The organism is Fructilactobacillus florum 8D (assembly GCF_000512295.1).
GTDB classification, from domain to species: domain Bacteria; phylum Bacillota; class Bacilli; order Lactobacillales; family Lactobacillaceae; genus Fructilactobacillus; species Fructilactobacillus florum.
In genome coordinates this window covers 1-25,107 of the sequence record NZ_ALXG01000022.1, presented here as the reverse complement: position 1 = coordinate 25,107, position 25,107 = coordinate 1, and the positions used below count along the sequence as shown (strand labels likewise).

General features: G+C 42.0%; 30 protein-coding genes. 27 read left to right on the top strand and 3 right to left on the bottom strand.

The window, feature by feature from the left end:
• The first annotated feature begins 49 nt into the window (after nt 1-49).
• The 8 genes from der to B808_RS02445 all read left to right on the top strand — a co-directional run bounded on the left by der (nt 50) and on the right by B808_RS02445 (nt 8,069).
• Nucleotides 50-1,357: a ribosome biogenesis GTPase Der gene (gene der, locus B808_RS02480; RefSeq protein ID WP_009166254.1), complete on the top strand. Its 1,308-nt coding sequence runs from the start codon at nt 50-52 to the stop codon at nt 1,355-1,357.
• Between the two features lie 203 nt (nt 1,358-1,560).
• The gene (locus B808_RS02475; protein WP_009166255.1) at nt 1,561-1,836 is read left to right on the top strand and encodes an HU family DNA-binding protein; all 276 of its coding nucleotides are present in this window, start codon (nt 1,561-1,563) and stop codon (nt 1,834-1,836) included.
• 72 nt (nt 1,837-1,908) lie between these two features.
• A complete protein-coding gene (locus tag B808_RS02470; protein ID WP_035421711.1) occupies nt 1,909-3,174 on the top strand; it encodes a tetratricopeptide repeat protein in 1,266 nt (421 codons plus the stop codon).
• 86 nt (nt 3,175-3,260) lie between these two features.
• On the top strand, nt 3,261-4,475 hold the full coding sequence (locus B808_RS02465; RefSeq protein WP_009166257.1) for a CCA tRNA nucleotidyltransferase: 1,215 nt from the start codon (nt 3,261-3,263) through the stop codon (nt 4,473-4,475).
• Nucleotides 4,476-4,483: 8 nt separating this feature from the next.
• Nucleotides 4,484-6,370 carry an ABC-F family ATP-binding cassette domain-containing protein gene (locus B808_RS02460; protein WP_009166258.1) on the top strand — a complete coding sequence of 629 codons (1,887 nt, stop codon included), beginning with the start codon at nt 4,484-4,486 and terminating at the stop codon, nt 6,368-6,370.
• A gap of 9 nt (nt 6,371-6,379) precedes the next feature.
• Nucleotides 6,380-7,330, top strand: coding sequence for a thymidylate synthase (locus tag B808_RS02455; protein WP_009166259.1), 951 nt, complete (start codon nt 6,380-6,382; stop codon nt 7,328-7,330).
• A 12-nt stretch (nt 7,331-7,342) separates the two neighbouring features.
• Nucleotides 7,343-7,867, top strand: a complete 525-nt coding sequence (locus B808_RS02450) for a dihydrofolate reductase (protein WP_009166260.1) — start codon at nt 7,343-7,345, stop codon at nt 7,865-7,867.
• The gene (locus B808_RS02445) at nt 7,848-8,069 is read left to right on the top strand and encodes a YozE family protein (RefSeq protein ID WP_009166261.1); all 222 of its coding nucleotides are present in this window, start codon (nt 7,848-7,850) and stop codon (nt 8,067-8,069) included. Before B808_RS02450 ends, B808_RS02445 begins: the two co-directional genes overlap by 20 nt.
• Nucleotides 8,070-8,422: 353 nt before the next feature.
• Here the strand turns inward: B808_RS02445 and B808_RS02440 are convergent, their stop codons facing one another.
• Both B808_RS02440 and B808_RS02435 read right to left on the bottom strand, forming a co-directional pair.
• Nucleotides 8,423-8,794 (bottom strand): hypothetical protein, encoded by a 372-nt coding sequence (locus B808_RS02440; protein WP_051393792.1) that lies wholly within the window; start codon nt 8,792-8,794, stop codon nt 8,423-8,425.
• A gap of 79 nt (nt 8,795-8,873) precedes the next feature.
• Nucleotides 8,874-9,308, bottom strand: a complete 435-nt coding sequence (locus B808_RS02435) for an Rrf2 family transcriptional regulator (protein ID WP_009166263.1) — start codon at nt 9,306-9,308, stop codon at nt 8,874-8,876.
• Nucleotides 9,309-9,445: 137 nt separating this feature from the next.
• Here B808_RS02435 and B808_RS02430 point away from each other — a divergent pair, with 137 nt between their 5' ends.
• From B808_RS02430 to B808_RS02415, 4 genes are read left to right on the top strand one after another with little or no spacing between them, the layout of a single operon-like run.
• Nucleotides 9,446-10,384, top strand: coding sequence for an ATP-binding cassette domain-containing protein (locus B808_RS02430; RefSeq protein ID WP_009166264.1), 939 nt, complete (start codon nt 9,446-9,448; stop codon nt 10,382-10,384).
• Nucleotide 10,385: 1 nt separating this feature from the next.
• Nucleotides 10,386-11,909: an ABC transporter permease/substrate-binding protein gene (locus B808_RS02425; RefSeq protein ID WP_009166265.1), complete on the top strand. Its 1,524-nt coding sequence runs from the start codon at nt 10,386-10,388 to the stop codon at nt 11,907-11,909.
• 14 nt (nt 11,910-11,923) lie between these two features.
• Nucleotides 11,924-12,883: a zinc-binding alcohol dehydrogenase family protein gene (locus B808_RS02420; RefSeq protein ID WP_009166266.1), complete on the top strand. Its 960-nt coding sequence runs from the start codon at nt 11,924-11,926 to the stop codon at nt 12,881-12,883.
• 17 nt (nt 12,884-12,900) lie between these two features.
• On the top strand, nt 12,901-13,335 hold the full coding sequence (locus tag B808_RS02415; protein WP_035421708.1) for a PPC domain-containing DNA-binding protein: 435 nt from the start codon (nt 12,901-12,903) through the stop codon (nt 13,333-13,335).
• Nucleotides 13,336-13,803: 468 nt separating this feature from the next.
• Here B808_RS02415 and B808_RS06650 read toward each other — a convergent pair whose 3' ends face one another.
• Entirely contained in the window at nt 13,804-14,013 is a 210-nt protein-coding gene (locus tag B808_RS06650) for a helix-turn-helix domain-containing protein (protein WP_009166267.1), read from the bottom strand.
• 318 nt (nt 14,014-14,331) lie between these two features.
• Between B808_RS06650 and B808_RS06700 the strand changes: the two genes are divergently transcribed.
• From B808_RS06700 to B808_RS06530, 15 genes are all read left to right on the top strand, one after another.
• The gene (locus B808_RS06700; protein ID WP_225349216.1) at nt 14,332-14,421 is read left to right on the top strand and encodes a helix-turn-helix domain-containing protein; all 90 of its coding nucleotides are present in this window, start codon (nt 14,332-14,334) and stop codon (nt 14,419-14,421) included.
• 30 nt (nt 14,422-14,451) lie between these two features.
• Nucleotides 14,452-14,718, top strand: a complete 267-nt coding sequence (locus tag B808_RS02405; protein WP_009166268.1) for a hypothetical protein — start codon at nt 14,452-14,454, stop codon at nt 14,716-14,718.
• Between the two features lie 52 nt (nt 14,719-14,770).
• Nucleotides 14,771-15,049, top strand: a complete 279-nt coding sequence (locus B808_RS02400; protein ID WP_155830451.1) for a hypothetical protein — start codon at nt 14,771-14,773, stop codon at nt 15,047-15,049.
• Between the two features lie 90 nt (nt 15,050-15,139).
• Nucleotides 15,140-15,388, top strand: coding sequence for a hypothetical protein (locus B808_RS02395; RefSeq protein WP_035421703.1), 249 nt, complete (start codon nt 15,140-15,142; stop codon nt 15,386-15,388).
• A gap of 246 nt (nt 15,389-15,634) precedes the next feature.
• A complete protein-coding gene (locus B808_RS06645; RefSeq protein ID WP_225349215.1) occupies nt 15,635-16,012 on the top strand; it encodes a hypothetical protein in 378 nt (125 codons plus the stop codon).
• Nucleotides 16,013-16,088: 76 nt separating this feature from the next.
• Complete coding sequence (locus B808_RS06685) at nt 16,089-16,364, top strand: site-specific integrase (RefSeq protein WP_035421700.1); 276 nt, start codon at nt 16,089-16,091, stop codon at nt 16,362-16,364.
• The gene (locus tag B808_RS06680; RefSeq protein WP_263640266.1) at nt 16,315-16,683 is read left to right on the top strand and encodes a site-specific integrase; all 369 of its coding nucleotides are present in this window, start codon (nt 16,315-16,317) and stop codon (nt 16,681-16,683) included. The genes B808_RS06685 and B808_RS06680 overlap by 50 nt, the downstream gene beginning before the upstream one ends.
• Before the next feature lie 102 nt (nt 16,684-16,785).
• Nucleotides 16,786-17,655, top strand: coding sequence for a ribosome biogenesis GTPase YlqF (gene ylqF / locus B808_RS02380; RefSeq protein ID WP_009166271.1), 870 nt, complete (start codon nt 16,786-16,788; stop codon nt 17,653-17,655).
• Nucleotides 17,655-18,413, top strand: coding sequence for a ribonuclease HII (locus tag B808_RS02375; RefSeq protein WP_009166272.1), 759 nt, complete (start codon nt 17,655-17,657; stop codon nt 18,411-18,413). The genes ylqF and B808_RS02375 overlap by 1 nt, the downstream gene beginning before the upstream one ends.
• 31 nt (nt 18,414-18,444) lie before the next feature.
• Entirely contained in the window at nt 18,445-19,326 is an 882-nt protein-coding gene (gene dprA / locus B808_RS02370; protein WP_009166273.1) for a DNA-processing protein DprA, read from the top strand.
• Between the two features lie 95 nt (nt 19,327-19,421).
• The gene (gene topA, locus B808_RS02365) at nt 19,422-21,539 is read left to right on the top strand and encodes a type I DNA topoisomerase (RefSeq protein WP_035421699.1); all 2,118 of its coding nucleotides are present in this window, start codon (nt 19,422-19,424) and stop codon (nt 21,537-21,539) included.
• 63 nt (nt 21,540-21,602) lie between these two features.
• Complete coding sequence (gene xerC, locus B808_RS02360; protein WP_009166275.1) at nt 21,603-22,517, top strand: tyrosine recombinase XerC; 915 nt, start codon at nt 21,603-21,605, stop codon at nt 22,515-22,517.
• Nucleotides 22,518-22,619: 102 nt separating this feature from the next.
• Nucleotides 22,620-23,504 carry an aldose 1-epimerase family protein gene (locus B808_RS02355; protein ID WP_009166276.1) on the top strand — a complete coding sequence of 295 codons (885 nt, stop codon included), beginning with the start codon at nt 22,620-22,622 and terminating at the stop codon, nt 23,502-23,504.
• 42 nt (nt 23,505-23,546) lie between these two features.
• Nucleotides 23,547-24,587: a zinc-dependent alcohol dehydrogenase family protein gene (locus B808_RS02350; protein ID WP_035421713.1), complete on the top strand. Its 1,041-nt coding sequence runs from the start codon at nt 23,547-23,549 to the stop codon at nt 24,585-24,587.
• Between the two features lie 158 nt (nt 24,588-24,745).
• Complete coding sequence (locus B808_RS06530; protein ID WP_155830450.1) at nt 24,746-24,994, top strand: hypothetical protein; 249 nt, start codon at nt 24,746-24,748, stop codon at nt 24,992-24,994.
• Nucleotides 24,995-25,107: the final 113 nt, after the last annotated feature.

The following is a 25,107-nucleotide window of genomic DNA, read 5'->3' as shown; positions in this document are numbered from 1 at the left end:
AATCCTTCAAGCTTGAAGGATTTTTTAATGCTTAAATCGAGGTAAAATAATGGCTAAACCCACTGTAGCAATTGTCGGTAAACCAAATGTTGGTAAATCAACCATTTTTAATCGGATTGCAGGAGCAAGAATTTCAATTGTGGAAGATACTCCTGGAGTAACTCGTGATCGGATTTATGCTCCGGCAGAGTGGCTGGGGGTAAATTTTAATCTAATTGATACTGGCGGGATTGAGCTGTCCGATGCGCCCTTTATGAAACAAATTACCGCTCAGGCAGAAATTGCAATTGATGAAGCAGATGTTATCATCTTGATAGTTGATGGCAAGCAGGGCGTCACTGATGCCGATGAACAGGTTGCCCATCTGTTATATCGATCAGACACCCCCGTAGTTGTGGCGGTTAATAAAATTGATAATTTTGAAAGCCGTACCAATGCCTATGATTTTTACGCGCTTGGATTGGGCGATCCGTACCCAATTTCTGGAGCACATGGTTTAGGGCTGGGAGATTTATTAGATGCGGTTATCCGTAATTTTCCAGAGGTTCCCGATGACGCACCGGATAATAGTCTACGATTTAGTTTAATTGGAAGACCCAATGTTGGAAAATCATCATTAGTAAATGCGATGCTGGGCGATCAGCGTGTGATTGTATCACAAGTTGCCGGAACCACCCGCGATGCTATTGATACCAAATTTGTGGCGGATCAGCAATTATTCACAATTGTTGACACCGCTGGAATTCGGAAACGCGGTAAGGTTTACGAGAAAACTGAAAAGTATAGTGTCATGCGCGCCATGAAAGCCATTGAAGATAGTAGCGTTGTTTTAGTTGTTTTAAATGCTGAAGAAGGAATTCGAGAACAAGATAAGCGCGTAGCTGGCTATGCACATGATGCTGGTAAGGGAATCATTATTGTTGTCAATAAATGGGATACAGTCAAAAAAGATAATCATACCCAGCAACAATTTGAAGCGCTAATTCGATCTGAATTTCAATATTTAGCCTATGCGCCAATCATCTTCGTTTCCGCAAAGACTAAGCAGCGTTTAGGTCAACTTCCTAGTTTGATTAAACAAATCAATAATAACCATACTAAGCGGATTCAGTCCTCCCATTTAAATGAGATTATTATGGATGCGATTGGTATGACGCCTACGCCCACGATCAAAACCCGAAAATTACGGATTTATTATGTAACTCAGGTGGCAACAGCCCCACCAACGATCGTTTTATTTGTAAATGAACCTGAATTATTACATTTTTCATATCGTCGTTATTTGGAAAATCAGATTCGTAAACAAATTGACTTTACAGGAACTCCATTGCGTTTAATTGCACGAAAAAGAAAATGATTTTTTGGTTAAAATGAAATTAATAATAAAAAAATGAAAAAATCTGACAAAGATTACCGGCAAACGTTGCAAACTCGGTTTTCGTGTGCTATCTTTAGTCTATGAGATAGCCATTTTGTTATCTCGTTCTAGTTCCGGTACATATCTATCAGGAGCTTATAGTCGATGTTTTTGTCAGACATCTTTCAGGAGGTGAAACACTCATGGCCAACAAAGCAGAATTAGTAGATGATGTTGCGAAAGCAGCAGGATTAACTAAAAAGGATGCCACCGCTGCAATGGATGCAGTTTTTGATGCCATCCAAGATCAGCTTGCTAAGGGTGAACGTGTTCAATTGATCGGTTTTGGTAGTTTTGAAGTCCGCGAACGTGCTGCTCGCAAGGGACGCAACCCACAAACTGGTAAGGAAATTGAAATTCCTGCAAGTAAAGTACCTGCCTTCAAAGCTGGAAAAGCTTTAAAGGATGCTGTCAAATAATTCTTTATTTGATTAATAGTCGGTTCGCAGTTGCGAGCTGGCTTTTTTGTTACTTAAAGACGGGAGATAATTATGAGTTTTTCAGAACAGGCGCTCACAGCGCTCCATAACCAAGAATTGCAAACTTATCAACAAGCACTCAGGCAGGCCTTGGAGCATGATGATGATGAGTTGCTGAACTCTTTGGCTGAAGAATTATACGCCTTAGGTTTTAATGATGATGCCATTAAAATTTATCAACAATTATTACAAAAGTATCCAAGTGAAGATGAACTCCGGACGAATTTGGCTGATTTAATGATCGCTCAGGACGAAGAAGATCAAGCACTCAATTATCTAAACGAAATTAAACCGTCGTCAGATTACTATGTAAATGCGCTACTAGTTGCTGCGGATTTATATCAAACCCAAGGATTTCCAGAAGTTAGTGAGCAAAAATTGTTGCAGGCTAAAGCACTTGCTCCGCACGAACCAGTGATTACGTTTGCTCTTGCTGAATTATATTATGCGACACAGCAACCCGAAAAGGCACAACCGCTCTATTTACAACTACTTAAAAGTGGACATTTAGAGATTTCAAATGTTAATTTAGTGGAGCGTTTGGGGGTGACCTACGCTCAATTGGGTCATTTTGAGCAAGCTTTAGGATATTTGGAGCAAATTGAAGCTGGACAGCAAACCCCAACGGTTAAATTTGAATTAGGCGTTACCTATTTACAACTAGGGCAGTTAAAGGCTGCTATTGAACAGTTACAGCAGTTACAAACAACTGATCCTCAGTTTGCCTCACTCTATCTTCCTTTAGGAGAAGCACTTGCTGCTGATCAGCAACCAACCGCCGCGTTGCACACGCTACAAGAAGGGCTACGGGTTGATGAATATAACGATGATTTATATCTAAAGCTTGCCGAGCTTGCTGAGCAATTACAGCAGCCAGAGTTAGCAAAACAAACTTTGAGGCAGGGATATCAGATAAATCCCGAAAACCAAGCTCTGATTAATCAGCTATCGGCATTTGAGCTCAAACAAGGGAACTATCGGCAGGTTCTGGAGCTGGTTTACTCGGAGCAAGGAAAAGTTGATGTAACACCTCAACTAGCTTGGGACGCCGCAACGGCTGCAACCAAATTAGAATTGTGGGAGCAGGCGGAATCATTTTATCAACAAGCTGCAACCGGCTTACTTAATAATCCTGATTTTTTAAAGCAGGCGACTTTATTTTATCGAGAAATGGGTAAGCAAACCCAAGCAATTAAATTTTTAAACCGGTACCTAGCAATAGTTCCCGACGATCCAGAGATGGAAGAGTTATTAATTGATTTAAATGAAACCTTATAAAACAGGATTAGCTACGGGAAAAGGCTAATCCTGTTTTATTTTCTTGTTATAATAGGTTTATTGAGGTTGGAGGGGAGAAATTAATTTTGCAGATTAAAGAGTTACCGCCAGAATTTCTTGATGCTAAGCAAGTTTTACAAAAAATTGAACAACATGGTTATCAGGCATATTTTGTTGGGGGATGTGTTCGAGATACGCTCTTGCATAAAGAATTGCACGATGTCGATTTGGCCACCTCGGCTTATCCTGCAGAAATCAAACAAATTTTTCCAATCACGATTGATACGGGGATTGAACATGGAACCATTACGGTACGATATGACCGGAAAAGCTTTGAAATCACTACTTTTCGTACGGAGAGTGGTTACCAAGACTATCGTCGACCAGATCAAGTGACGTTTGTTCGTTCTTTAAAAGAAGATTTACAGCGCCGTGATTTTACTATTAATGCCCTTGCAATGACAGCGACCGGAGATGTCATTGACCTATTTTCTGGATTGCGAGATCTAGACCAGCGGCTGATTAAAGCAGTTGGTGATCCCGAACAACGGTTTCAAGAAGATGCACTTCGTTTGATGCGGGCTGTCCGGTTTGGCAGTCAGCTTGATTTTTGCATTGAAAAGCAGACCTTGGTAGCAATGTATCACAAGGCTGCCTTGTTAGAGAAGATTTCAATTGAACGAATTAATGCAGAATTTAGTAAAATGATGCTTGGCCAAACGCCCATGCATGGTTTAGAACAAATGATTAAAACCAAAATTTTACAGCACATCCCGGTGTTATCGGCGTATGAGCCTCAACTGCAACAATTAATTAGTCATGTTCCAGCTGTTCGTTTGAAAACAAATGTAGAAGTTTGGACATTGCTTGCGGTTGCGCTACGGCTCAATTCAACCAAGCTTAAACATTTGCTACGAACCTGGAAAAATTCTAATCAATTGTTAAATGAAACTGTTATTGCGACGCAGGCTGCTCAGACTATGTGTCAAAGAGAGCTCACGGCTTGGGAGCTTTATCAAACTGGTTGGGTTCTACTTCAACAAAGTGCCCACGTGGCTTTACTTTATCGATCAACAATTTCTTTAGCTCGTTTGCAAAAGCAATATCAGAAGTTGCCAATCAAAAAACGGGGCGAATTGCATATTAATGGAAAAAGCCTACTGAAAGCAGGCTTTACTCCGGGACCGCACCTCGGCCAAGTATTGGAACAATTAGAAAAATCCGTGGTTGCAGGAGAACTACCTAATGATACGGTAGCCTTACTTAAGGTTGCTCAGAAATTAAACCCTAAAGAAGATTGAGGATATTTATGGCTGAAACATTAAAAGCAGTTGCTTTAACAAAAACATACGGTGAAAAGACCCTCTTTTCTAACATTGATTTTATCATTAATGAACATGACCGAATTGGATTGATTGGTCCAAATGGAAGTGGAAAAACATCATTATTGAATTCAATTGCGGGATTAGATGAAACTGTCACTGGAACAATTAAAACTCCCAAAAATTATCGGATTGGTTATTTGAAACAACAACCGGTGCTGGGAATGGATTTAACGGTATTGGATGCAGTGTTAGCCGGCAAACAATCCATTTTTCAGATAATTCGTTGCTATGAGCAGACGCTCACGGCTTATAGTGAAAACCCAGGGGTGCCTGAACTAGAACAACAGTATCTAAAAGCTGAAGCACACATGAACGAGTCAGATGCTTGGAATGCTGAAAGTCGGATTAAAACAATTTTAAATCAATTAAAGATCACAGATTTGAATCAAAGAGTTGAAACAATGTCAGGAGGACAACAAAAAAGATTGGGTTTAGCCCAGGTTTTAATTCAAGCCCCCGATTTGTTATTACTAGATGAGCCAACCAATCATCTTGATTTTGATTCAATTGCCTGGTTAGAACAGTTTTTAGCCGGATACCACGGCGCTTTGGTGGTAATAACCCACGATCGTTATTTTTTAGATCGGATTTCCAATCAAATCTGGTCATTGGCTCGGGGTCAGCTACAACGTTCTTCTGGTAATTATCAAGATTATGTTGCTCAGCGGGCCAAGTTATTAAACGATCAGACAGCGGCTGCTCACAAACGGCGTCGGCTTTATCAGCAAGAACTTGCTTGGATGAAGGCGGGAGCAAAAGCTCGGTCAACTAAACAAAATGCTAGAATTGAACGATTTAATGATCTAAAACAGCAAGTCCAAAATGAACCAACAGCCACCCAGGAACTCAATATTGAACTTGGACAAGCTAGACTGGGAAAGCAGGTATTAGAATTTAAAGACGTCGATTTGACCATTGCTGGGCATCCGGTTTTGCATGACTTCAATTATTTAATTAAAAATGGTGATCGAATCGGAATCAGTGGTCAAAACGGTGCCGGGAAAACTACTTTTCTCAAGGCAATTATGCAGCAATTACCCCTACAGCATGGCCAAATTATAGTGGGGGAAACAGTTAAATTTGGTTATTATTCCCAACAGATGGAGCCGTTTCCACAAGATCAGCGAGTAATTACTTATTTGACGAAAATTGCCCAACAAGTTCCTAATAATGAGGGTGAACAAATTAGTGTAACTAATTTGTTAGAGGAATTTTTGTTTCCAAAAGAGATGCATGGAACAATGATTCGCAAGCTGTCAGGGGGCGAACAACGTCGTTTATATCTGCTTAAAATCCTAATGGAGCAGCCCAATGTCTTGCTATTAGATGAACCAACCAATAACCTTGATATTGAAACGTTAACGGTACTTGAAAATTATCTGGCTAACTTTTCCGGAACGGTCTTAATTGTTTCTCATGATCGCTACTTTCTCGATAAAACTGCCGATCAGTTGTTATTGTTTAATGGTGATGGGCAATTAACGCAATTTACTGGCCGGTTTAGTGATTACTTGCAGCAAACCGCGGTTGTAAAAGATGCACCAACTAACAAAAAAAATAAGCCGATTAGTTCGAAACAAGTAACCAAAAAAACAAAATTAACCTACGGCGAGCAATTAGAATGGAATAAAATCGAAAATAAGATTGAAGAAAACGACCAGCAAGTGCAGCAGTTACAGCAAGCGATGGTAACTGCAAGCAACGATTATCAAAAACTGGCAAAATTACAACAACAGTTGGCTGATACCCAACAGCAAGGTCAACAGCTGATGGACCGATGGGAATATTTAAGTCAATTTATTAGTGATTAAGGAGTAGCGATGTTAGAAGAAGAGTATTTAAATTTAGCTAAATTTGTTTTAGAGCATGGGCAGCGGAAGGATGATCGGACTAATACCGGAACTTTGAGTTATTTCGGCTATCAAATGCGTTTTGACTTGACAACTGGGTTCCCGTTATTGACCACTAAAAGCGTCCCGTTTCGTCTAATTAAGAGTGAATTGTTATGGTTTTTACACGGTGATACTAATATTAAATACCTACTACAACACAATAATCACATTTGGGATGAGTGGGCTTTTAAAAAATGGGTCACCTCAAATGAATATCATGGACCTAATATGGATGACTTTGGTCACCGAGCTGCAAAAGATGTTGAATTTAATCGAATTTATCAAACCGAAAAAGCCCGCTTTTGTGACCGTATTCTAAATGATCCTGAATTTGCTACTAAGTATGGTGACCTTGGCTTGGTTTATGGTAGCCAATGGCGAAATTGGAAGACATCGACTGGAAAAACTATCGATCAGTTAAAAAATGTAATTGAAACAATTAAACATCATCCTGACTCACGTCGAATGATTGTCTCAGCCTGGAATCCGGAAGATGTCGACCAAATGGCCTTACCACCTTGTCATACTCTGTTCCAGTTTTATGTTAATGACGGTAAACTTAGTTGTCAGCTATATCAACGCAGCGCTGACATTTTCTTAGGCGTTCCTTTTAACATTGCCAGTTATGCACTTTTAACCAATTTAATTGCTAAGGAATGTAATTTACAGGCAGGAGATTTTGTTCACACACTTGGCGATGCCCACCTATATCTCAATCATTTAGATCAAATCAAAGAGCAGCTAACAAGAAAACCGCATCCAGCACCACAACTATGGTTAAATCCAGAAAAAAGCAGTATCTTTAGTTATGATATTGATGATATTAAAATTGAAAATTATCACCATGATAAACCGATTCATGGCACTGTCGCAGTATAAGGGGGGACTTCCATGTTAGCTTTTATTTGGGCAGAAGCGCACAATCATGTTATTGGAAGCAAGGGGGAGCTTCCTTGGCATCTTCCGGATGATCTCCAGTTTTTTAAACGACAAACGAGCCAGCATCAAATTCTAGCTGGAGCACGAACTTATGCTAGTTTTAAACGACCACTTCCTAACCGGAAAAATCTGGTATTAACTCACCGGAACGCCACTGAGTTTCCAGCAGAAGTTTTGGTTTTCTCGACCTTGTCGGAATTCTTGCAATATGCAAATGAATTCAAAAATGACTTGATTTTTGTTGTGGGTGGTTCCATTATTTTCAAACAGCTTTTACCTTATACGCAGTTTTTGTATCGTACAACAATTGACGCAACGGTCCCAGGCGATACCTATATGATTCCCATTAATTATGATGATTTTGTTAGACAGGAAGTTATCGCCGGCGCTCACAATGAGCAATTTCCTCATCAATTTGAAATCTTTGCCAGAAAAACTGTAGCGAAAGGATCTCCTGATGCAAACAAGTTTTTATGATTATTTAATGACGCGCAGAAATCCTCTTGATCATGGAGCGGTAGCTGAATTTGCAAATAATGCCTTCTTTGATCAATCATTTCCTAAACACACTAATGACTTTGCGACACTTTCACAATATTTAGAAGAAAATGCTGGTTATTTGCCAACCATGACTATTTTTGATGCTGCTTGGCAACAATATTTGGCAGCAATGAACTAAAGAAGGAGCATTCAATTGCAAACGAACATCCAATGGTTGAACCAAGGCTGATTGTCAATGCGACTCACGGTGGTAGGGGATCTCTGATAATTCTGAATGTAAATTAGCAACTAAAAAGCCCGTCATTGCGGGCTTTTTAGTTGCTTTGGAACATTCGCATCAGGTTATCATTAATGTTGGTCTTTAAATTTAAATCCACTTATTTTGAGCAATGCTTGGCAAAAAACCTCAACTTTTGCCCACGTTTTTCTGACTGGGATTGTGAATTAGACCCAGGTACATGCAAATAGTTACCGCGGACATTTACCAACGTTGGGCTCTCGACAAAGTGACCATTACCTTGATCAAAACACTTAAAAAAATAGTTTTCCAATGTACCCGCCAGCAAAGCCACCAATAAGTAGGTTCACTATCCAAAAGAAGAACTTTCCCCAGACAGACTCAAAGGTAAAGAAGTCATCTAGCATCATGCGCTCAACTTCTTCGTACCTTTCGACAATATCTTCTGGCTTAATCTTCATCAATTCAGCCGCTTTATGTACCGCAAAGAGTTCGGTTTGACCGCTAGATGGCGACTTTACGGCAATGTCAGTAATCCGCGGCGTTGCACCAGTGGTATCGAAAAAACTTTCGCAGGAATAATGAATAATCAGATACCTGTCCTTGTGTTTTTCGAAATCATGAAATATTTTACCTGCTTCGCGGTGATCTAGGAATCTTGACATGCGGTCCTCGTTTTCGTTTGTTGAATGAAAATGTCGTCTGCTAATGGTGGTAAAAACACGCTGCTTATGCAGAGGCAGCCTATGCCTTCTTAACCTTATCAGCAGTTAGTAGCCGATCGATAACGTCTTGCATCGTGTGTCGGTCGAGTTCCATTAATGCAGCTGTTTCCGCTTCATGATAAATTCCAGTGAGGACATCTTGAATGTTAGCTCCAACGATGCAAAGTGGATTGGTTTCCTTATCAAGTGCGAAAAGTGGTGTGTGTCCTTCCGTCAGTAGGTACACGTCTAACAACGTAATTTCATCGGGTGATTTTGCGAAGATTGGGTTATGTGTTTCGGCGTCGGTCTTCACGATGCCAGCTTCTTTTAATGTTCCAATCAGACGCCGAATGACAACTGGTGAAGTGTTAATGCTGGCTGCAATCACTGCACTGGTAATATGAATGTCCTGGTAGACCGAAATGAATGCCAACAGGTGGATGGTGTCGCTGAACTTAGTTGAAACTCGCATGTGAATACCTCCGTAACTTTTTCGGTTACAAAGATTCTAGCATATTTTCTGAAATTTGGGGGTAATTATAGAAAAACCTAGCCCTGACTGAGAAGCTGCCATTATAATGAGTCTATTTCAAAACAAAAGAGGTAACCATGGTGATCCAATTTCAGCAAGTTTTCAAAAAATATCAAGGGGCAGCTGCATTGACCGATATCAGTTTTACAATCGCAAGTCATGAGCTGTTCGTGCTGGTGGGACCTAGCGGAAGTGGCAAAACGACATTATTAAAAATGATCAACAGATTAAATACGCCGACAAGCGGACAGATATTGATTGATGATCTTGATGTCATGGCGGTGCCCGACGTTCGAGAATTTCGCCGCGGGATCGGCTATGTTTTGCAAGCTGGGGCACTTTTTCCAAACATGACGGTAGCAGAGAATGCCTCGATCCAACTGGCAGCACAAAACGTCGCACAGGGGAAGCGCGATGCGCGTGTTCGTGAGCTGTTGAATGCCGTCGGTTTAGCATCTGACAAGTTCATGAATAGGATGCCTAATGAGCTGTCTGGTGGTGAGGCGCAGCGCGTGGGTATCGTTCGTGCGTTAGCAGCTGAACCGAACATCGTTTTGATGGACGAGCCATTTAGCGCACTTGATCCATTGTCGCGTCGTCAACTGCAAGATTTAGTCGTGAAGTTACACCAGCAATTTAACACCACAATCATTTTTGTTACACATGACATGGATGAGGCATTGAGGTTGGCCGACCGTCTGGCGGTAATCAACGACGGCAAGCTGCAACAAGTTGGAACGCCGGATGAGATTCTTGCAACGCCTGCAAATCAATTCGTTGCTGAATTTTTCGCTAACGCGGGCAGTCAATCACAATACGTTAAATCAGTGTTAGCTGCGGGATTCGGACATCCGGTGACTGGTTCAGCGCTAGTATCACTTCCAGAAACAGCGATGCTTTCTGACTGGGCAGCACTGTTGCAGCAATCACCAACTGCAATGGTTGGTATTGGTGATGTGCAGCTTGCCCCAGCAGACTTGATTGCGTATCTAGCTCAAGCTCGGGAGGTGCAATGAGATGCAGGACTTAACTAACTATTTGAGCAAAAATGGTAGTGAAATTCTCAATGCTTTATGGCAACATATCGCAATTTCAGTTGTTGCTACCGTGATAACTGTATTGATTGCACTCCCATTGGCGATTGTGCTGATCGATCACCGGCGTGCTGGTGAGGCTGTGCTACAAGTCGCAAGTGTGATTCAAACGATTCCGAGTCTTGCAATCTTAGGATTGCTTATTCCGTTGGTTGGCATCGGGACGATTCCAGCCATTATCGCGCTTGTCCTATATGCAATCATGCCAGTATTTTCCAATGCGTATGCAGGATTGACTAACATTGATCCCTTACTGGTCGAAGCAGCAGATGCGTTTGGCGTATCAAGACGATACAAGCTATTGAGGATTCAGTTACCACTTGCAATGCCAATGATTCTGACTGGTCTGCGCATTGCTGTGGTGATGGTGATTGGGACGGCAACGTTGGCCGCTTTGATCGGAGGTGGTGGTCTTGGTACTTACATTTTGCTTGGTATTCAGACGAACAATAATAGTGCCCTATTCGTTGGGGCCATTCTAGCAGCGGTATTGGCTCTGGCCGCCAGTGCCTTAATCAAATTTTTGGCTCAAACGAATTTGAAACACGTCTTAGTTGGCTTAATTGTGGTTTTGGCTGTGGGTTTAGGGTTTTCAGGTGTTCGCGCTTGGCAGAACTCTCAACACCAGACTGTCACGATTGCTGGGAAGATGGGCGGAGAGCCGGAAATTTTGATCAATATGTATAAGGAATTGATCGAGGAAGACAACTCAAAAGTTACTGTTGAGTTGAAACCAAATTTTGGAGGTACGAGTTTTCTCTTCAATGGGCTGCGTAGCGGTAAAATTGATATTTACCCAGAGTTCACCGGTACAGTCTTACAGTCGCTTGTCAAGACGAACCAAAGTGTGCCACATCAGCCGCAACGAGCATACGCCCTAGCGAAGAAGCTACTCGCAAAGCAGTACGATATGGCGATGCTACCACCGATGCAATATCAAAATGGTTATATGATGACGGTGCGCGCCTCGGATGCCAAGAAGTATAACTTGAAGTCAGTGGCAGATTTGAAGAAGGTTCCAAAGTTTAGGGCTGCATTTGATCCAGACTTTTATCAGCAGTCTGATGGTTATCCGGGCCTTAAAGACGCTTATGGTCTAACGTTTAATTCGGTGCGGACGATGGAACCGGCTTTACGCTACGAAGCTCTGGCTAAAAGCAAAATTGATGTCACGGATGGCTACACGACAGATCCACAAATTAAGCAATATCACCTCGTGGTATTAAAGGACACGCAGCAATTTTTCCCACCGTATCAAGGCGCCCCGCTGATGAATACAAAGTTCGCGAAAGCAAATCCAGAGATTGTGAAGAGTCTAAAACGATTGGCGGGTAAGGTGACAACCAGTGAGATGCAAGAAATGAATTATCAAGTAACTGTTAAGCATCGTAAAGCGGCGACAGTTGCACATCAATATTTAGTAGCGCATGATTTAATTAAGAAATAATCGGAGGAATACAGATGAAAGCAGTGATTGTAAGGCACCCAGGTGGGCCAGAAGTGTTGGAATATACAGAGGTGCCAACACCAGCAGTGAAACCAGGCTGGACGCGAGTTAAAGTACGTGGATTTGGTATTAATCATTCGGAGATTTTTACCCGCGAAGGCAAGTCGCCTTCAGTACAGTTTCCGCGGATACTTGGTATTGAAGCTGTCGGTACGGTCGATGCAACTAGCGCACCAGAACGATTCACGTCGGGGCAAAAGGTGGTGTCATTGATGGGCGAAATGGGCCGCGCGTATGATGGGAGCTATGCCGAATATGTACTGCTGCCCAACAAGCAAGTGTATCCGATTGCAACAGATTTGGATTGGGCGCGTTTGGCAGCAGTTCCCGAAACTTTCTACACCGCCTTTGGAATTTATCAGAGTCTGCAATTGCAATCTGGTGATCGAGTACTAATCCGTGTTGCGACTAGCGGAGTTGGCATTGCAATCTTGAAGCTGATGAAAGCATCCGGGTTAGACTTGACGGTCACCGGTACCACCCGTTCTGATCGCAAAGACGCCGCGCTTAGAGCAATGGGCATTGACGCAATCGTGCATACACCAGACGTCACGTGTCTACCCGATGACGCAGGTGAGTTCGATAAAATCGTTGATTTAATTGGGCCGGCTGCCGTACGTGATTCGCTGACACACACTGCCGAGTGGGGTGTGGTCAGCTCGACAGGACAGCTTGGCGGCGTATGGACACTAGAGGGGTTCGATCCAATTATAGATATTCCGAATAACCGCTATTTGACCGGCTTTTACTCCGGTGATGTTGATGCACAACGCGTACAGAAGTTATTCGATTTCATTGCAAAGCATCACGTAGACGTTACTCCAGAGAAAGTCTTCACCTTAGACCAAACCCGTGAGGCTCACGAGTACCTTGCAACTGCCACCGATCTAGGAAAAGTAGTCGTGTTACCATAACGAAGGAAGTACCGAACATGCAGTACAAGCAACTTGGGCAAACCATATACTTACGTGTAGATAAGGGCGAAGAGATTCTCACTCAGATTCTCAAAGTGTGTGCGGATGCGGATATTAAGTCTGCTACCTTTAGTGGCATCGGTGCCTGCCAAGCGGCGGTGCTATCCACGTATCTACCGAATAGGAATGACTTCACTGATCACCACTTAAGCGGAATGCTTGAGCTGGTGTCGTTGAGCGGAAATGTCACATTCGACGGTGAGGCCCTATATCAGCACGCGCACGCTACGTTTTCTGAACTTGGGCGAGATGGTGAGCCACATGTAGTAGCGGGACACTTAACCAGCGCAACTGTGATGTACACCGGAGAAATCACGATTCAGCCGATGGCAGGTGTAATTCCGCGGAAGTTCGACGATAACGTCGGAATCACAGTGTGGGACTTAGATTAGTGCATTCAAAAATGAGACCTACCACGGGGAGCGTTGTAGATCTCATTTTTTTGTGTTGTTTCATGTTTTGAAGTATTACCATAGCTAGTCACTCTGGACATCGAACTTCTTGATTTCTTGGAGTTGCTTATAGGCGTTATCTATTTCTTTGATTGTTAATTCCGAATAGCGCGAATCCGAACGAATCGCGTGGTCATTCTGATCAGTCTTAGGTACGCCATCCTCATCAGTGGGAGTATATGGCTGAAAATAACTGAAGATTTAATGTAGTTGTTCTTCGAGATGCTCAAGCTGGTAAGGCGAATAGTCGTCCATCTCCCAAGCCAACTTGTGTATCTGCTCGAGTTTTGGTCGATATTCTTCTAACCGATCAAGGGTTGCGTCAATTCTGTCAAGAATAGCGGTTGTACTATGGATTTGTTGCTCATCGGGCGAACCAAACAGGTCAACCGGTGCGACGTTAAAGAATCATGCAATTAGATCAAGCGAATAGAAGCTGGAATTACGTTTGTTTTGTTCAATCTTTGAGATCTTGTCCCTAGAAAGCTGGACAACTTTAGCAAGCTCCTCTTGCGTGACGCCGTATTGCTCACGCAGTCGTTTCATATTGCGGCCGACATTTTCAATGATTGTGCTCGCCTCCACAATCATCATATTATGCGGCTGACTTGCATGCAAGATTTCAATCCTACCCATCTCAATATTGTCGGTCTGATTCACTAATTTACAGTCGGCAAAACCCTTGCTACTATTGGGATACAGGTAGACGCGACCTGTTATTTTAGGAAAGGACAAAGCGCAATCTCGCCGCCACGTGCGGCGTAGCCGGCCGCCCATACCCACGTGTACTAACAGGTGGTCGTAAATGACACCTATCTACCTGATTTCCCGGTAGAAACATTGGTACAGCACCGAAGTTACCGACTGGACAATTCAGGTTGATGTCCCGTTGCAACAAGATTAGGAGGTAAACAATTGGGTTACTGGAGTGATTCAGTGCGAAGGCGCCGCAAAGAATTGAATCTAACACAGGTACAGCTATGTCACCGGCTTGGCATTACACAACTTCACCTTAGTCGCATCTAAAATGGGGAAGCATGTAGTAGCGGCCTACAAATGTACATTGATAAGACGCTCAATAATTGGTCAGATGAGCCGGAATTGCAACTGCTGATTGACTATGTGCGGATTCGGTTTCCAACACAAGATATGGACAAAATCTTCAGTGATCTGTTACGTTTGCAAACGTATTGTATTCTGTCAGAAGATCGCACGGCGTTTGGTTATCAGTTCACCCGCTCACTAGGCCAGATCAAAGTCTACGGCTCTGATCCGGGCCACAAGGAATTAGGCACGTTACTAGAATTGCGTGCGCAAGGTTGACGCCAAATGGAAAGTGTTCTGTTAGGTCGGTCACGATCGCCAGTCGCTACGTTTGATCACTGCCTCAGAACCGCTCGATCTCAACCGAACACGGGCGTGGATTGATAAGCAAGTGGTACCGATGGAGCGAGTGCTCCACGAGATTGACGCGTACTGGGGTAACCAGAAAAAGATGCAATCGATTCGCGGGGCAATCTTGACAGACAAACATAGACAAATCATTGAGCAGTACACGGTTGGAGCAGAGCAACTTGAAAATGGTTTGTTTGAACAAATGACACCTGAAAGTGAGCAATCAAAAAAGGATGACCACGCCAACCAAAGCAAGTAGTCACCCTTCACAGATAAGATATGGATCCTATCTGTGCTGATTATTTCACACAGCTGCTAGACACAACAAGTGAGGTAAGTGAGGTAATTAATGAAAATCAAATACATTCCAGTATCGGACAGTGACACTGAATGGGGCAACAAGGATGCCATTTTGAGCCGATACGATGGTTTGAACAAATATACGCTCAATCGTTGGCTATGTGAGATGCGTGATAACAAGCTGTGGCGTGGTGTTGTCTTGAACCCAACGCACAAGCTCGTTTTTATCAATTTTGAGGTATTCGACGACTTTTTGTACTGGAAGACGCATGGCTATTCAAAATTGCGCAGAAAATAACGGGTTTGGATGTTAAAATAGAATCTGCTAATAGAGATTCAGTTTTGCCCTTTTCCTTACTCGGAAAGGATAAAACATGTATTTTGAAGAAAGAAAACGCAAGAACGGTAAGTCAACTTATTACGCGGTCGATCGCTATGTTGATCCATTGACTGGCAAAGCAAAACAGGAAGTCGTCAAATTCTATACGAACACGGAGCGCGCCAGTAACAGGCTAAACGCGACTTAGCTGCAAAGATTGAGGAGATGATTGCAGAGAAACAAAGTGCTTTCAACGGCGCCGCGATGGTAACATTCGGTGAGCTGAAAGCAAATTGGTTGGAAACTTGGCAGACTACGGTCAAGCCGCCAACTGTCACGCGTGAGAAAATGGTGTTGAAACGCATAGAGGAGCTAATGGCGGATGACGTGCTTCTTGAAGTGATTACACCACTGCTAATTCAGAACCTGTTGAACGACTACAAGAAGAAGTATCATTCAACTCATTCGACGATGCAGCATATCAAGTGCTCGCTCAACAAGATCTTCGACTATGGCGTTCTGCACAACGCTTGTGATCAAACTCTCCGCCAGTTCAAAGGAGAAGCTCGAGAAGCGTCTGCGCCGAGAAGCCAAGTTTCTTGACGAGCATGAGGTTCATGCCTTGTTGACAGAACTGCGCAAGCGGCAACACAAGACCTAATACGATCTGGCGTTGTTTATGACTGGGACAGGTTGTCGTATCGGTGAAGCTGCTGCATTAACGGAAGCGGATATTGATTTTGAGAACCGGATGGTGACAGTCGACAAGTCCTTGCAGTATCACGACCTGCGCATTGATGAGTATTACGAGAACACCATTAAGACCGAAGCTGGTGAACGGGTGGAAGAGCTGCCAGGTTTTGCCATTGATGCGTTAAAGCGCGTCATTATCCGCAACAAGGTATTTGACGAACACATGGCCGACTTTCCCGGTGGACGCCTTTCATGCTTCTAAGTCGCTGTTTAGGACGGAGTATGGCTCACCGATCACCTCACACAGCTTCCGTGAGATTCTGACGCAAATCAATAAGTCGCTGACGAATCATTGCCTAGAATGGTATGGTTTTGAATGGACGAAGAATGAGATTCCTCACGGCTTCCGCCACATTCACATTTCGGTGCTGCGCGATGACCCGTCGATTTCACTAAAAGAAGTTCAAAAGCGGGTCGGGCATGTTCGGGCCGAAACCACGGATGGCTACATCCACACCCTTGATGAAAATCAGGGTAAATCGGTCAAAGCCATCACGCAGTTCATTGAAAAAATCGGGTGAAGTTGAACGGTAGCGTTTGGCAAGTTAGCCACGCTGCCCACGTTTATGAAAAAATGACAACCCAAGGGTCTCACACCTTTGGTAATAAAGGAGTTACAAAACATGGCTACTATTATTAACTGGTTTCCTGGACACATGGCAAAGGCCATTCGTCAATTTGAAGAAAATATTAAAGTAGTTGATGTGGTCTTTGAAATCTTAGACGCGCGAATTCCAATCAGTTCGATTAATCCAGAAATAACACGAATTAGTAGAAATAAGCCCCGTCTCCTAATCTTGACTAAAGCAGATCTAGCCGATCCTCAGCTAACTAAACAATGGCTATTATGGTTTCAAAAACAGGGGCAAGCGGCAATCACCATTGATGCTAAAACTCCTGGGGTACAAAAAAAAGTTGAGCAAGCAGCGAAACGCTTACTTGCTAACAAACTATCGCAACAACAAGCAAAGGGATTTAGTCCCCAAAAAATCAAAGCCATCTGTGTGGGTGTGCCTAACGTTGGGAAGTCAACGTTACTAAATCAACTAATTAATCGGCGATCGGCTCCAGTTGGAAATCGACCAGGGGTTACTAAAGGACAACAGTGGCTGACTGGCAATGGTCACTTAGAGTTATTAGATACGCCTGGAATTTTATGGCCGAAATTTGCAGATCAGCGGGTGGCCGAAAAGTTGGCTTTAACTGGAGCGATTCGTGAGCGAGCTTATCACAGCGATGATGTGGCTCTCTTTGCAATACAATTTTTTAAACAAACTTCTCCAAATGTTTTGTTGCAGCGATATCATTTGGATGTTTCCGAACTAGAATTAGCTAATCCAGAACTTTTGTTGACGATCACGGCTAAATTAGGTATGAAAGATGATTATGACCGAGCTGCTGATCGAATCATTACGGATGTTCGCAAGGGAAAATTGGGTCCTTTTACCCTTGATAATCCTTACGGTTCAGAATTAACTGGAGCTACTGATTGATGAAAGTTAGTGAAATTAAGCAACGGCTACAACAGGTAACCATGCTTACCAGCCCATTTTTACAAGCAATGGAGACTGATGACCGACAGGGGGTGCAGCAAGCTGTTCGACAAACAAGGCGGCGCCTCCTTGCAGAGCAGCAGTTACAAGAAGATTTTCAGAAAAGATTTCATTATGAAAAACAGTTCTGGGAAATGGGACAACTAGTTGCTGGGATTGATGAAGTCGGGCGGGGACCGCTTGCCGGTCCCGTCGTTGCGGCTGCTGTGATTTTGCCGCATGATTTTGCTGTGCTGGCAGTCAACGATTCAAAGCAATTAAGTGATCATAAACGTCGCAAGTTGGTTCCACTAATCAAACAACAGGCAATTAGTTATTCCTCGGCAGTCGTTTCTTCCGAAATAATTGATCAGCTAAACATCTATGAAGCTACCCGTTTAGCAATGAAAAAAGCGGTTTTAGGGTTGCTGCCAAAACCCAACCATCTTTTAGTTGATGCAATGACCATTGATCTTCCCATTACACAAACGAAAATCATCAAAGGCGATACAAAGTCTAATAGCATCGCTGCTGCTAGTATTATTGCTAAAGTTACTCGGGATGATTTAATGATTGCTTATGATCAAAAGTTTCCTGGCTATGGTTTTGCACACAATGATGGTTACGGGACGCAGGCGCACTTAACTGCGATGAACCGGTTGGGAATTACCCCGATTCATCGGCGAAGTTTTGCACCGGTGAAAAAATTATTGGGTTAAAATCGTACTTGTCTAAAAGGCGGTTTTTACAATGTTAATTCGAGATGAGATTTTACTTCGCATTAAATTATGTCCAGGTATTGGTTTGCGCGGGGAACAGTTAACGCTAGCGTGGTTACAAACAGCAGAATCAGCAACCTTTTCAACCTGGGATTTAGTTTTGGAACACATCATAAAAATTCTGCAGGCAGCTCGCCTTAAATCAGAACGATTTCAAACAGCTTTTTTTGCAACAAAAACTATTAAAGAATGGGAAGAACAGCGTTTACAAGGGTGGATTTCGATTCTTAGTCCCAAATATCCAGCACAGCTACGTGAGATTTATCAACCACCAATTATTCTTTTTTATCAAGGGAAGCTCGATTTATTGAAGAAAGCTCCGTGTCTCGGGATTGTTGGCGCAAGAAACTGTTCAAATTATGCGGTCGCTGCAATGAAAAAAACACTGGATCATCGTGTTACCAGCCAATATGTGATTGTTTCTGGGCTTGCAGCTGGAGTAGATACTCTTGGGCACCAACTAGCTCTGGCTTTTCGTGGACAAACTATTGCGGTGCTTGGAACTGGATTAAATCGTTTTTATCCAGCTGCAAATCAGAGCTTACAGCAACAATTAGCCAGCAATCAGCTGGTGATTTCGGAATACGGTAGGGGGCAAGGTCCGTTACCCTTTCATTTTGTAGAACGTAACCGAATTATTGCTGGTTTATGTCAAAAACTTTTAGTAGTTGAAGCACGACAAAAATCTGGAAGTTTAATCACAGCTAGTCTAGCCTTACAAAATGGACGTGATGTTTTGGCAATTCCAGGCGCCATTACCAACCACGCCTCGGTTGGATGTAATGAGCTGATTGCTGCTGGAGCCCAACCCTGTTTGACAACGGCCGATTTATTAGGACGAGTCGTTATTTGACACTGGAAAAGAACTGCAATATGATGTGTTAGAATTTCAACCATTCTAATAATTATCTTTTAATGTAGAAAAATATTTGTGAGGATAAAAAATTAATGACTACCACTACTCCTAGCAAGAAAAAAACTAGTAAGCGAAAACGAACGACTTCGAAAAAAAAGCTAGTCATCGTAGAATCCCCAGCCAAAGCTAAAACTATTGGTAAATATTTAGGACGAACTTACAATGTGGTCGCTAGTAAGGGCCATATTCGAGATCTGCCCAAAAGTCGGATGGGGGTTAACCTTGAACAGCACTATGAGCCCGATTACATCTCGATCAGGGGTAAGGGTGACACGATTAAAATGTTAAAGTCTGAGGCTAAAAAGGCCAAGGCAATTTATTTAGCTTCTGACCCCGATCGGGAGGGAGAAGCCATTGCTTGGCACGTTGCCCACATTTTAAATTTAGATGTCAACGATAAAAATCGGGTTACATTTAACGAAATTACCAAGGATACTGTTAAGGATGCCTTTAAAAATCCACGGACAATCGATATGAAGTTAGTTAATGCTCAGCAAGCACGCCGAGTGATTGATCGCTTAGTGGGTTATTCAATTTCACCGTTGCTTTGGAAGAAGGTCAAAAAAGGGTTAAGTGCTGGACGAGTTCAGTCTGTTGCCCTCTGGATTATTATTCAGCGGGAACGTGAAATTAAAGCCTTTCAACCCGAAGAATATTGGACCATCACTTCTGAATTTAAAAAGGGACGATCCAAATTTCAGGTGGCCTTTTATGGTCTAAATGGAAAACGAAAAAAATTAAAAAATAATGAAGACGTGCAAAAAGTTTTGCAAAAATTAACCCGTCAAGCTGACTTTCAGATTACGGACGTTAAGAAGACCGAAAAAAAACGGCAACCACCACGTCCCTATACAACTAGTACTATGCAACAAGATGCTAATAAAAAATTGAGGTTTCGAACCGGTCGAACAATGATGGCCGCCCAGCAACTATACGAAGGGATTAATTTAGGTCGTGATGGTAATCAAGGATTGATTACCTATATGAGAACTGACTCTACGCGTATCTCTTCGGTTGCAAAACATGAAGCAGCGGAGTTTTTGCATAAACATTATGGCGCTGAGTATGCTGCTAATCATCCTCGAAAGGGTAAATTACCAGAAGGGGCTCAAGATGCCCATGAAGCAGTACGTCCTACTTCAGTTAATTTCACTCCGCATGAGATTGAAAAGTATTTAACCAAGGATCAGTTCAAACTCTATAATCTAATTTGGTCAAGATTTGTCGCGAGCCAAATGACACCGGCAATTGTTGATACAGAAACGGTTTCGATTTCCCAAAATGGAGTTGATTTTCGTGCTAATGGTTCTCAACTAAAATTTGAAGGGTTTTTAAAAGTTTACGCTGCTGGCAAGGAAAAGGATAATATCCTTCCGGAACTTGCCACGGGTGATTTGGTGCAACTAGTTAGTCATCATCCAGAACAACATTTTACTCAACCACCAGCTCGCTATTCAGAAGCAGCTTTGATTAAAACCTTGGAAGAAAATGGGGTTGGGCGACCATCAACTTATGCACCAACGCTGATGACAATCCAAAAACGCTATTATGTTAAACTCGAAACAAGAAGATTTGTCCCAACCGAACTTGGTGAAATTGTAAATTCCCTCATTGAAGAATACTTTCCAGATATTGTTAATGTAGATTTTACGGCTGCGATTGAAGAGCAACTTGATGAGATTGAAGAAGCCAAACGAGAGTGGATCAAGGTTGTTGATGAATTTTACCAGCCATTTTCCAAAGAAGTCGGTTATGCTGAAAAGGAAATGGAAACTATTCAAATTAAAGAACCGTTAGCTGGGTTCGATTGTGAAATTTGTGGTTCCCCAATGGTAGTTAAGATGGGGAAATATGGGAAATTTTTTGCTTGTTCACGTTTTCCGGATTGTCGTAATACGAAAACCATTGTGAAAGAAATTGGGGTTACTTGTCCAAACTGCCATAAGGGTCAGGTAATAGAGCGAAAGACCAAGAAAAACCGTTTATTTTATGGTTGTTCCCGATATCCGGAATGTGATTTTGTTTCTTGGGATAAACCGATTAGTAGAAACTGTCCAAAATGTAACCACTTTCTGGTTAATAAAAAAGTCCGAGGTGGGTGGCAGATTCAGTGTCCTAATGGTGACTACGAAGAAGATATAATTAAATAAGCATCTCAAAGGCGGTTCTTTCGAACAGTCTTTTTTACTAGCTCATCAAAAGGAGGACCGTTAATGACAATGCAAACCAACGAAGAATTATTGACGGTGTACCAAAAATATTTGCAAAATGAGCGGCAGTATTCAAAAGACACCATTACGGCTTATTTAGAAGATTTAGCCCAATTTCAAGCTAGTTTGGATGAGCAGGGCGAGTTAAAAGGATTTGCACAAGTTGATGAATTAGATGTCGCTACCTTTCTCAACATGTTACATGATAAAAACTATCAAAGCACCTCCGTGGCTCGTAAAATCTCAACACTGCGATCATTTTACGATTTTTTGATTCTCAACGAAGTTACCGATCAGAATCCTTTTGAAGTAGTTCAAATTAAACGGCATACAAAGCATCTTCCCCGCTTCTTTTTTGAACAGGAATTGGAAAAATTATTTCAAGCTGCCATGCAAACTACGCCACCTGCATTAGCCGTCAGAAACACAGCTCTTTTGGAGGTCCTCTACGGAACTGGAATGCGAGTTAGTGAATGTGCCAGCCTAACTTTGGCACAGATTGATTTGGACAATCAATTGATGGTGGTTCTTGGAAAGGGTAATAAAGAACGATATCTGCCATTTGGTCAGAGTGCGCAACAAGCGCTGCAAAATTATTTTGATCAAGGACGGCAGGTCTTAATGGGGAAATACCATCAGAGGCACGATTATTGTTTTATTAACCGTTTGGGGAAGCCACTGACTAGTCGTGGCATTGAATATATTCTAAATCAGATCATGAAAAGGAGTGGATTAAAGGGAAATATTCATCCTCATATGTTGCGACACACGTTTGCAACTGATTTATTAAATAACGGCGCTGATTTACGAACAGTTCAAGAATTACTGGGGCACGCTGATTTATCAACTACACAAATCTATACCCACGTGACTAAAGATCAACTAGTTAAAAATTATCAGCAATTCTTTAAAAGATGAGTGCTAATAAACTTATTATCAATTATCGAATCGTCCAGATCCTTGTTTTCTTGGCAATTTATTATAAAATTATTAAGTAATTAACTAGTTGGGAGCAGCACAATGCCAGTCATTTTAAAAAATCAGTTTTTAACCGTAAAAATTTTACAAAAGGGAGCCGAAGTCGTTTCAGTTGTTAACTCGGAGCAGTTGGAATATCTTTGGAATGGAGATCCTAAGCATTGGAAACGCCATGCACCACTTTTGTTCCCAATTGTAGGTCGCTTGCAGGATGATCAATACCAATATGACGGTACTATCTATAAAATGTACCAACATGGTTTTGCAAGAGACAGTAATTTTGAAATTGAGAGTCAGAGTGATACCCAAGCAGTCTTTTTATTACGACCTAATGCGACTATTAAAAAACATTACCCATTTAATTTTCGTTTATATGTAACCTACCAATTATTACAAGATACATTAGCGGTTTCCATGCTCGTGAAAAATGATGACCAACATTCCATGTATTTTTCAATTGGGGCGCATCCAGCTTTCCGAGTACCGTTAGAACCAGAACATGAACAATTTTCTGATTATCAAGTTGAGGTTTTACCGCATCGCGAATATAGTCTCATCCAACTGAATCAGGAAGGTTTAACTACTAGTTCTGAATCTGTTTGCGGGGTTAATACTAAAAAAATTGGTATTATGCACTGTCTCTTTAAAGATGATGCTAAAATTTTTGATGTCGAACCAAATCAAAAAACTACTTTTCGCCTGACTTCCCAAAAAAGTCGGCATGGGGTTAGTGTAACGGCCACTGCAAATCAATATTTTGGTTTGTGGTCAACCTATCCGCTAACATCTGATTTTGTCTGCATTGAACCGTGGTGGGGAATTGCTGATTCTGAGCATAGCACGGGCTTTTTGCGAGATAAGCAAGATATTAGTCGTTTACAATGTGGTGAGGATTTCCTAGCAAATTTTAAAATTAAATTCTTTTAATTGAATTTGATAAATGTGACAGGAGATGTGGTTTTGGAATTAATGAAAGCGAGCCGATTTATTAAACCTGGTGAGGTTAGGATTGAAACGGTTCCTAAACCAACCCTTGAAAAGGATACTGATGCAGTTTTAAAAATTGTCCGAGCTAGCGTTTGTGGGTCTGATTTATGGTGGTACCGTGGAATTTCCCAACGACCTAGCAATAGTCCCACGGGACATGAAGCGATTGGCATCGTAGAACAAGTCGGGAAAAAAGTTACAAATGTGCAACCAGGTGATTTTGTCATCATTCCGTTTACCCACGGTTGTGGTCATTGTGCTGCCTGTAAAGCTGGTTTTGATGGTAGTTGTCCTAATCGTGATCGAAGTAAACCTGCAGCTTATCAAGCTGAGTATTTACGCTATGAAAATGCCAACTGGGGGCTTGTAAAACTTCCTGGTCAACCAGACGACTATTCTGACGAGATGCTAAATTCATTTGTCACTCTTGCTGATGTGATGGCAACAGGTTTTCATGCTGCTAAAAGTGCAGAAGTAAAACCCCAAGATACGGTGGTGGTAATTGGTGATGGTGCTGTTGGTTTGTCAGGGATCATTTCTGCGAAACTCCTTGGTGCAACTAGAATTATTGCAATGAGTCGTCACGCTGATCGTCAAACCTTGGCAAAAGAGTTCGGGGCTTCAGAGATTATCGAAGACCGCGGATCAGCAGCAGTCGCTAAGATTATGGAACTAACTAATGATGCGGGGGCTGATGCCATTCTAGAGTGCGTTGGTTCAAACGAATCTGTCGATACCGCAATTGCCGCTGCACGCCCAGGTGCGGTGATTGGTCGTGTTGGTATTCCCCAACGAAAAGACCTGGATACCAGCCAACTTTTTCATAATAATATTGGTTTACGCGGTGGGACGGCTTCGGTTACCACGTATGATCGTGAGCTTCTCGTTCAAGCAGTCTTAGACCACAAGATTAACCCAGGAAAAGTCTTTACGAAGTCTTTTACCTTGAATGAAATTCAAGCTGCCTATCAAGCGATGGATCAGCGAAAAGCAATTAAGTCACTGTTAATAGTCAATCACTAGTTTCGCTTACTAATTAAGTTACTAATTCCTTGGTTGCTTTCTTTTCTATCCAGGAGATTTCAATCATGATTAAGATTGTTGACCGCAATCTTAAATATTAAGGGGACCCTCTTGATGGGTGCTCTTTTTTATTTTGTTTCAAAAAGTACTGAAAATCGTTGATACAACAAGAGTTAACTAACGACTACAACTCAATTCTTATTGACCAGAAACCTAAAACGATTATTGACTATATGGAGTTTAAGAATGCTGATACTTTTGAAAAGCAAATTAATGAATTAAATAATTTATCTCTTGAATATCAAAATGATCAAAAAACATTCCAGAAAAAATATGGAAATGAGATTAATGAATTTATCGAGAATGAAATCATTGATCAAATTATTCCAGATGCATTTGATATCTAATGAAAAATCTCAAATTTTTTAATTTTTTCAAGTTATACGCGCGTTAGTTAAATACTTTAGGAGATTTTAAAACACTACTCCCACAAGACTTTCAGCCGTTTAAGAACAAAAAA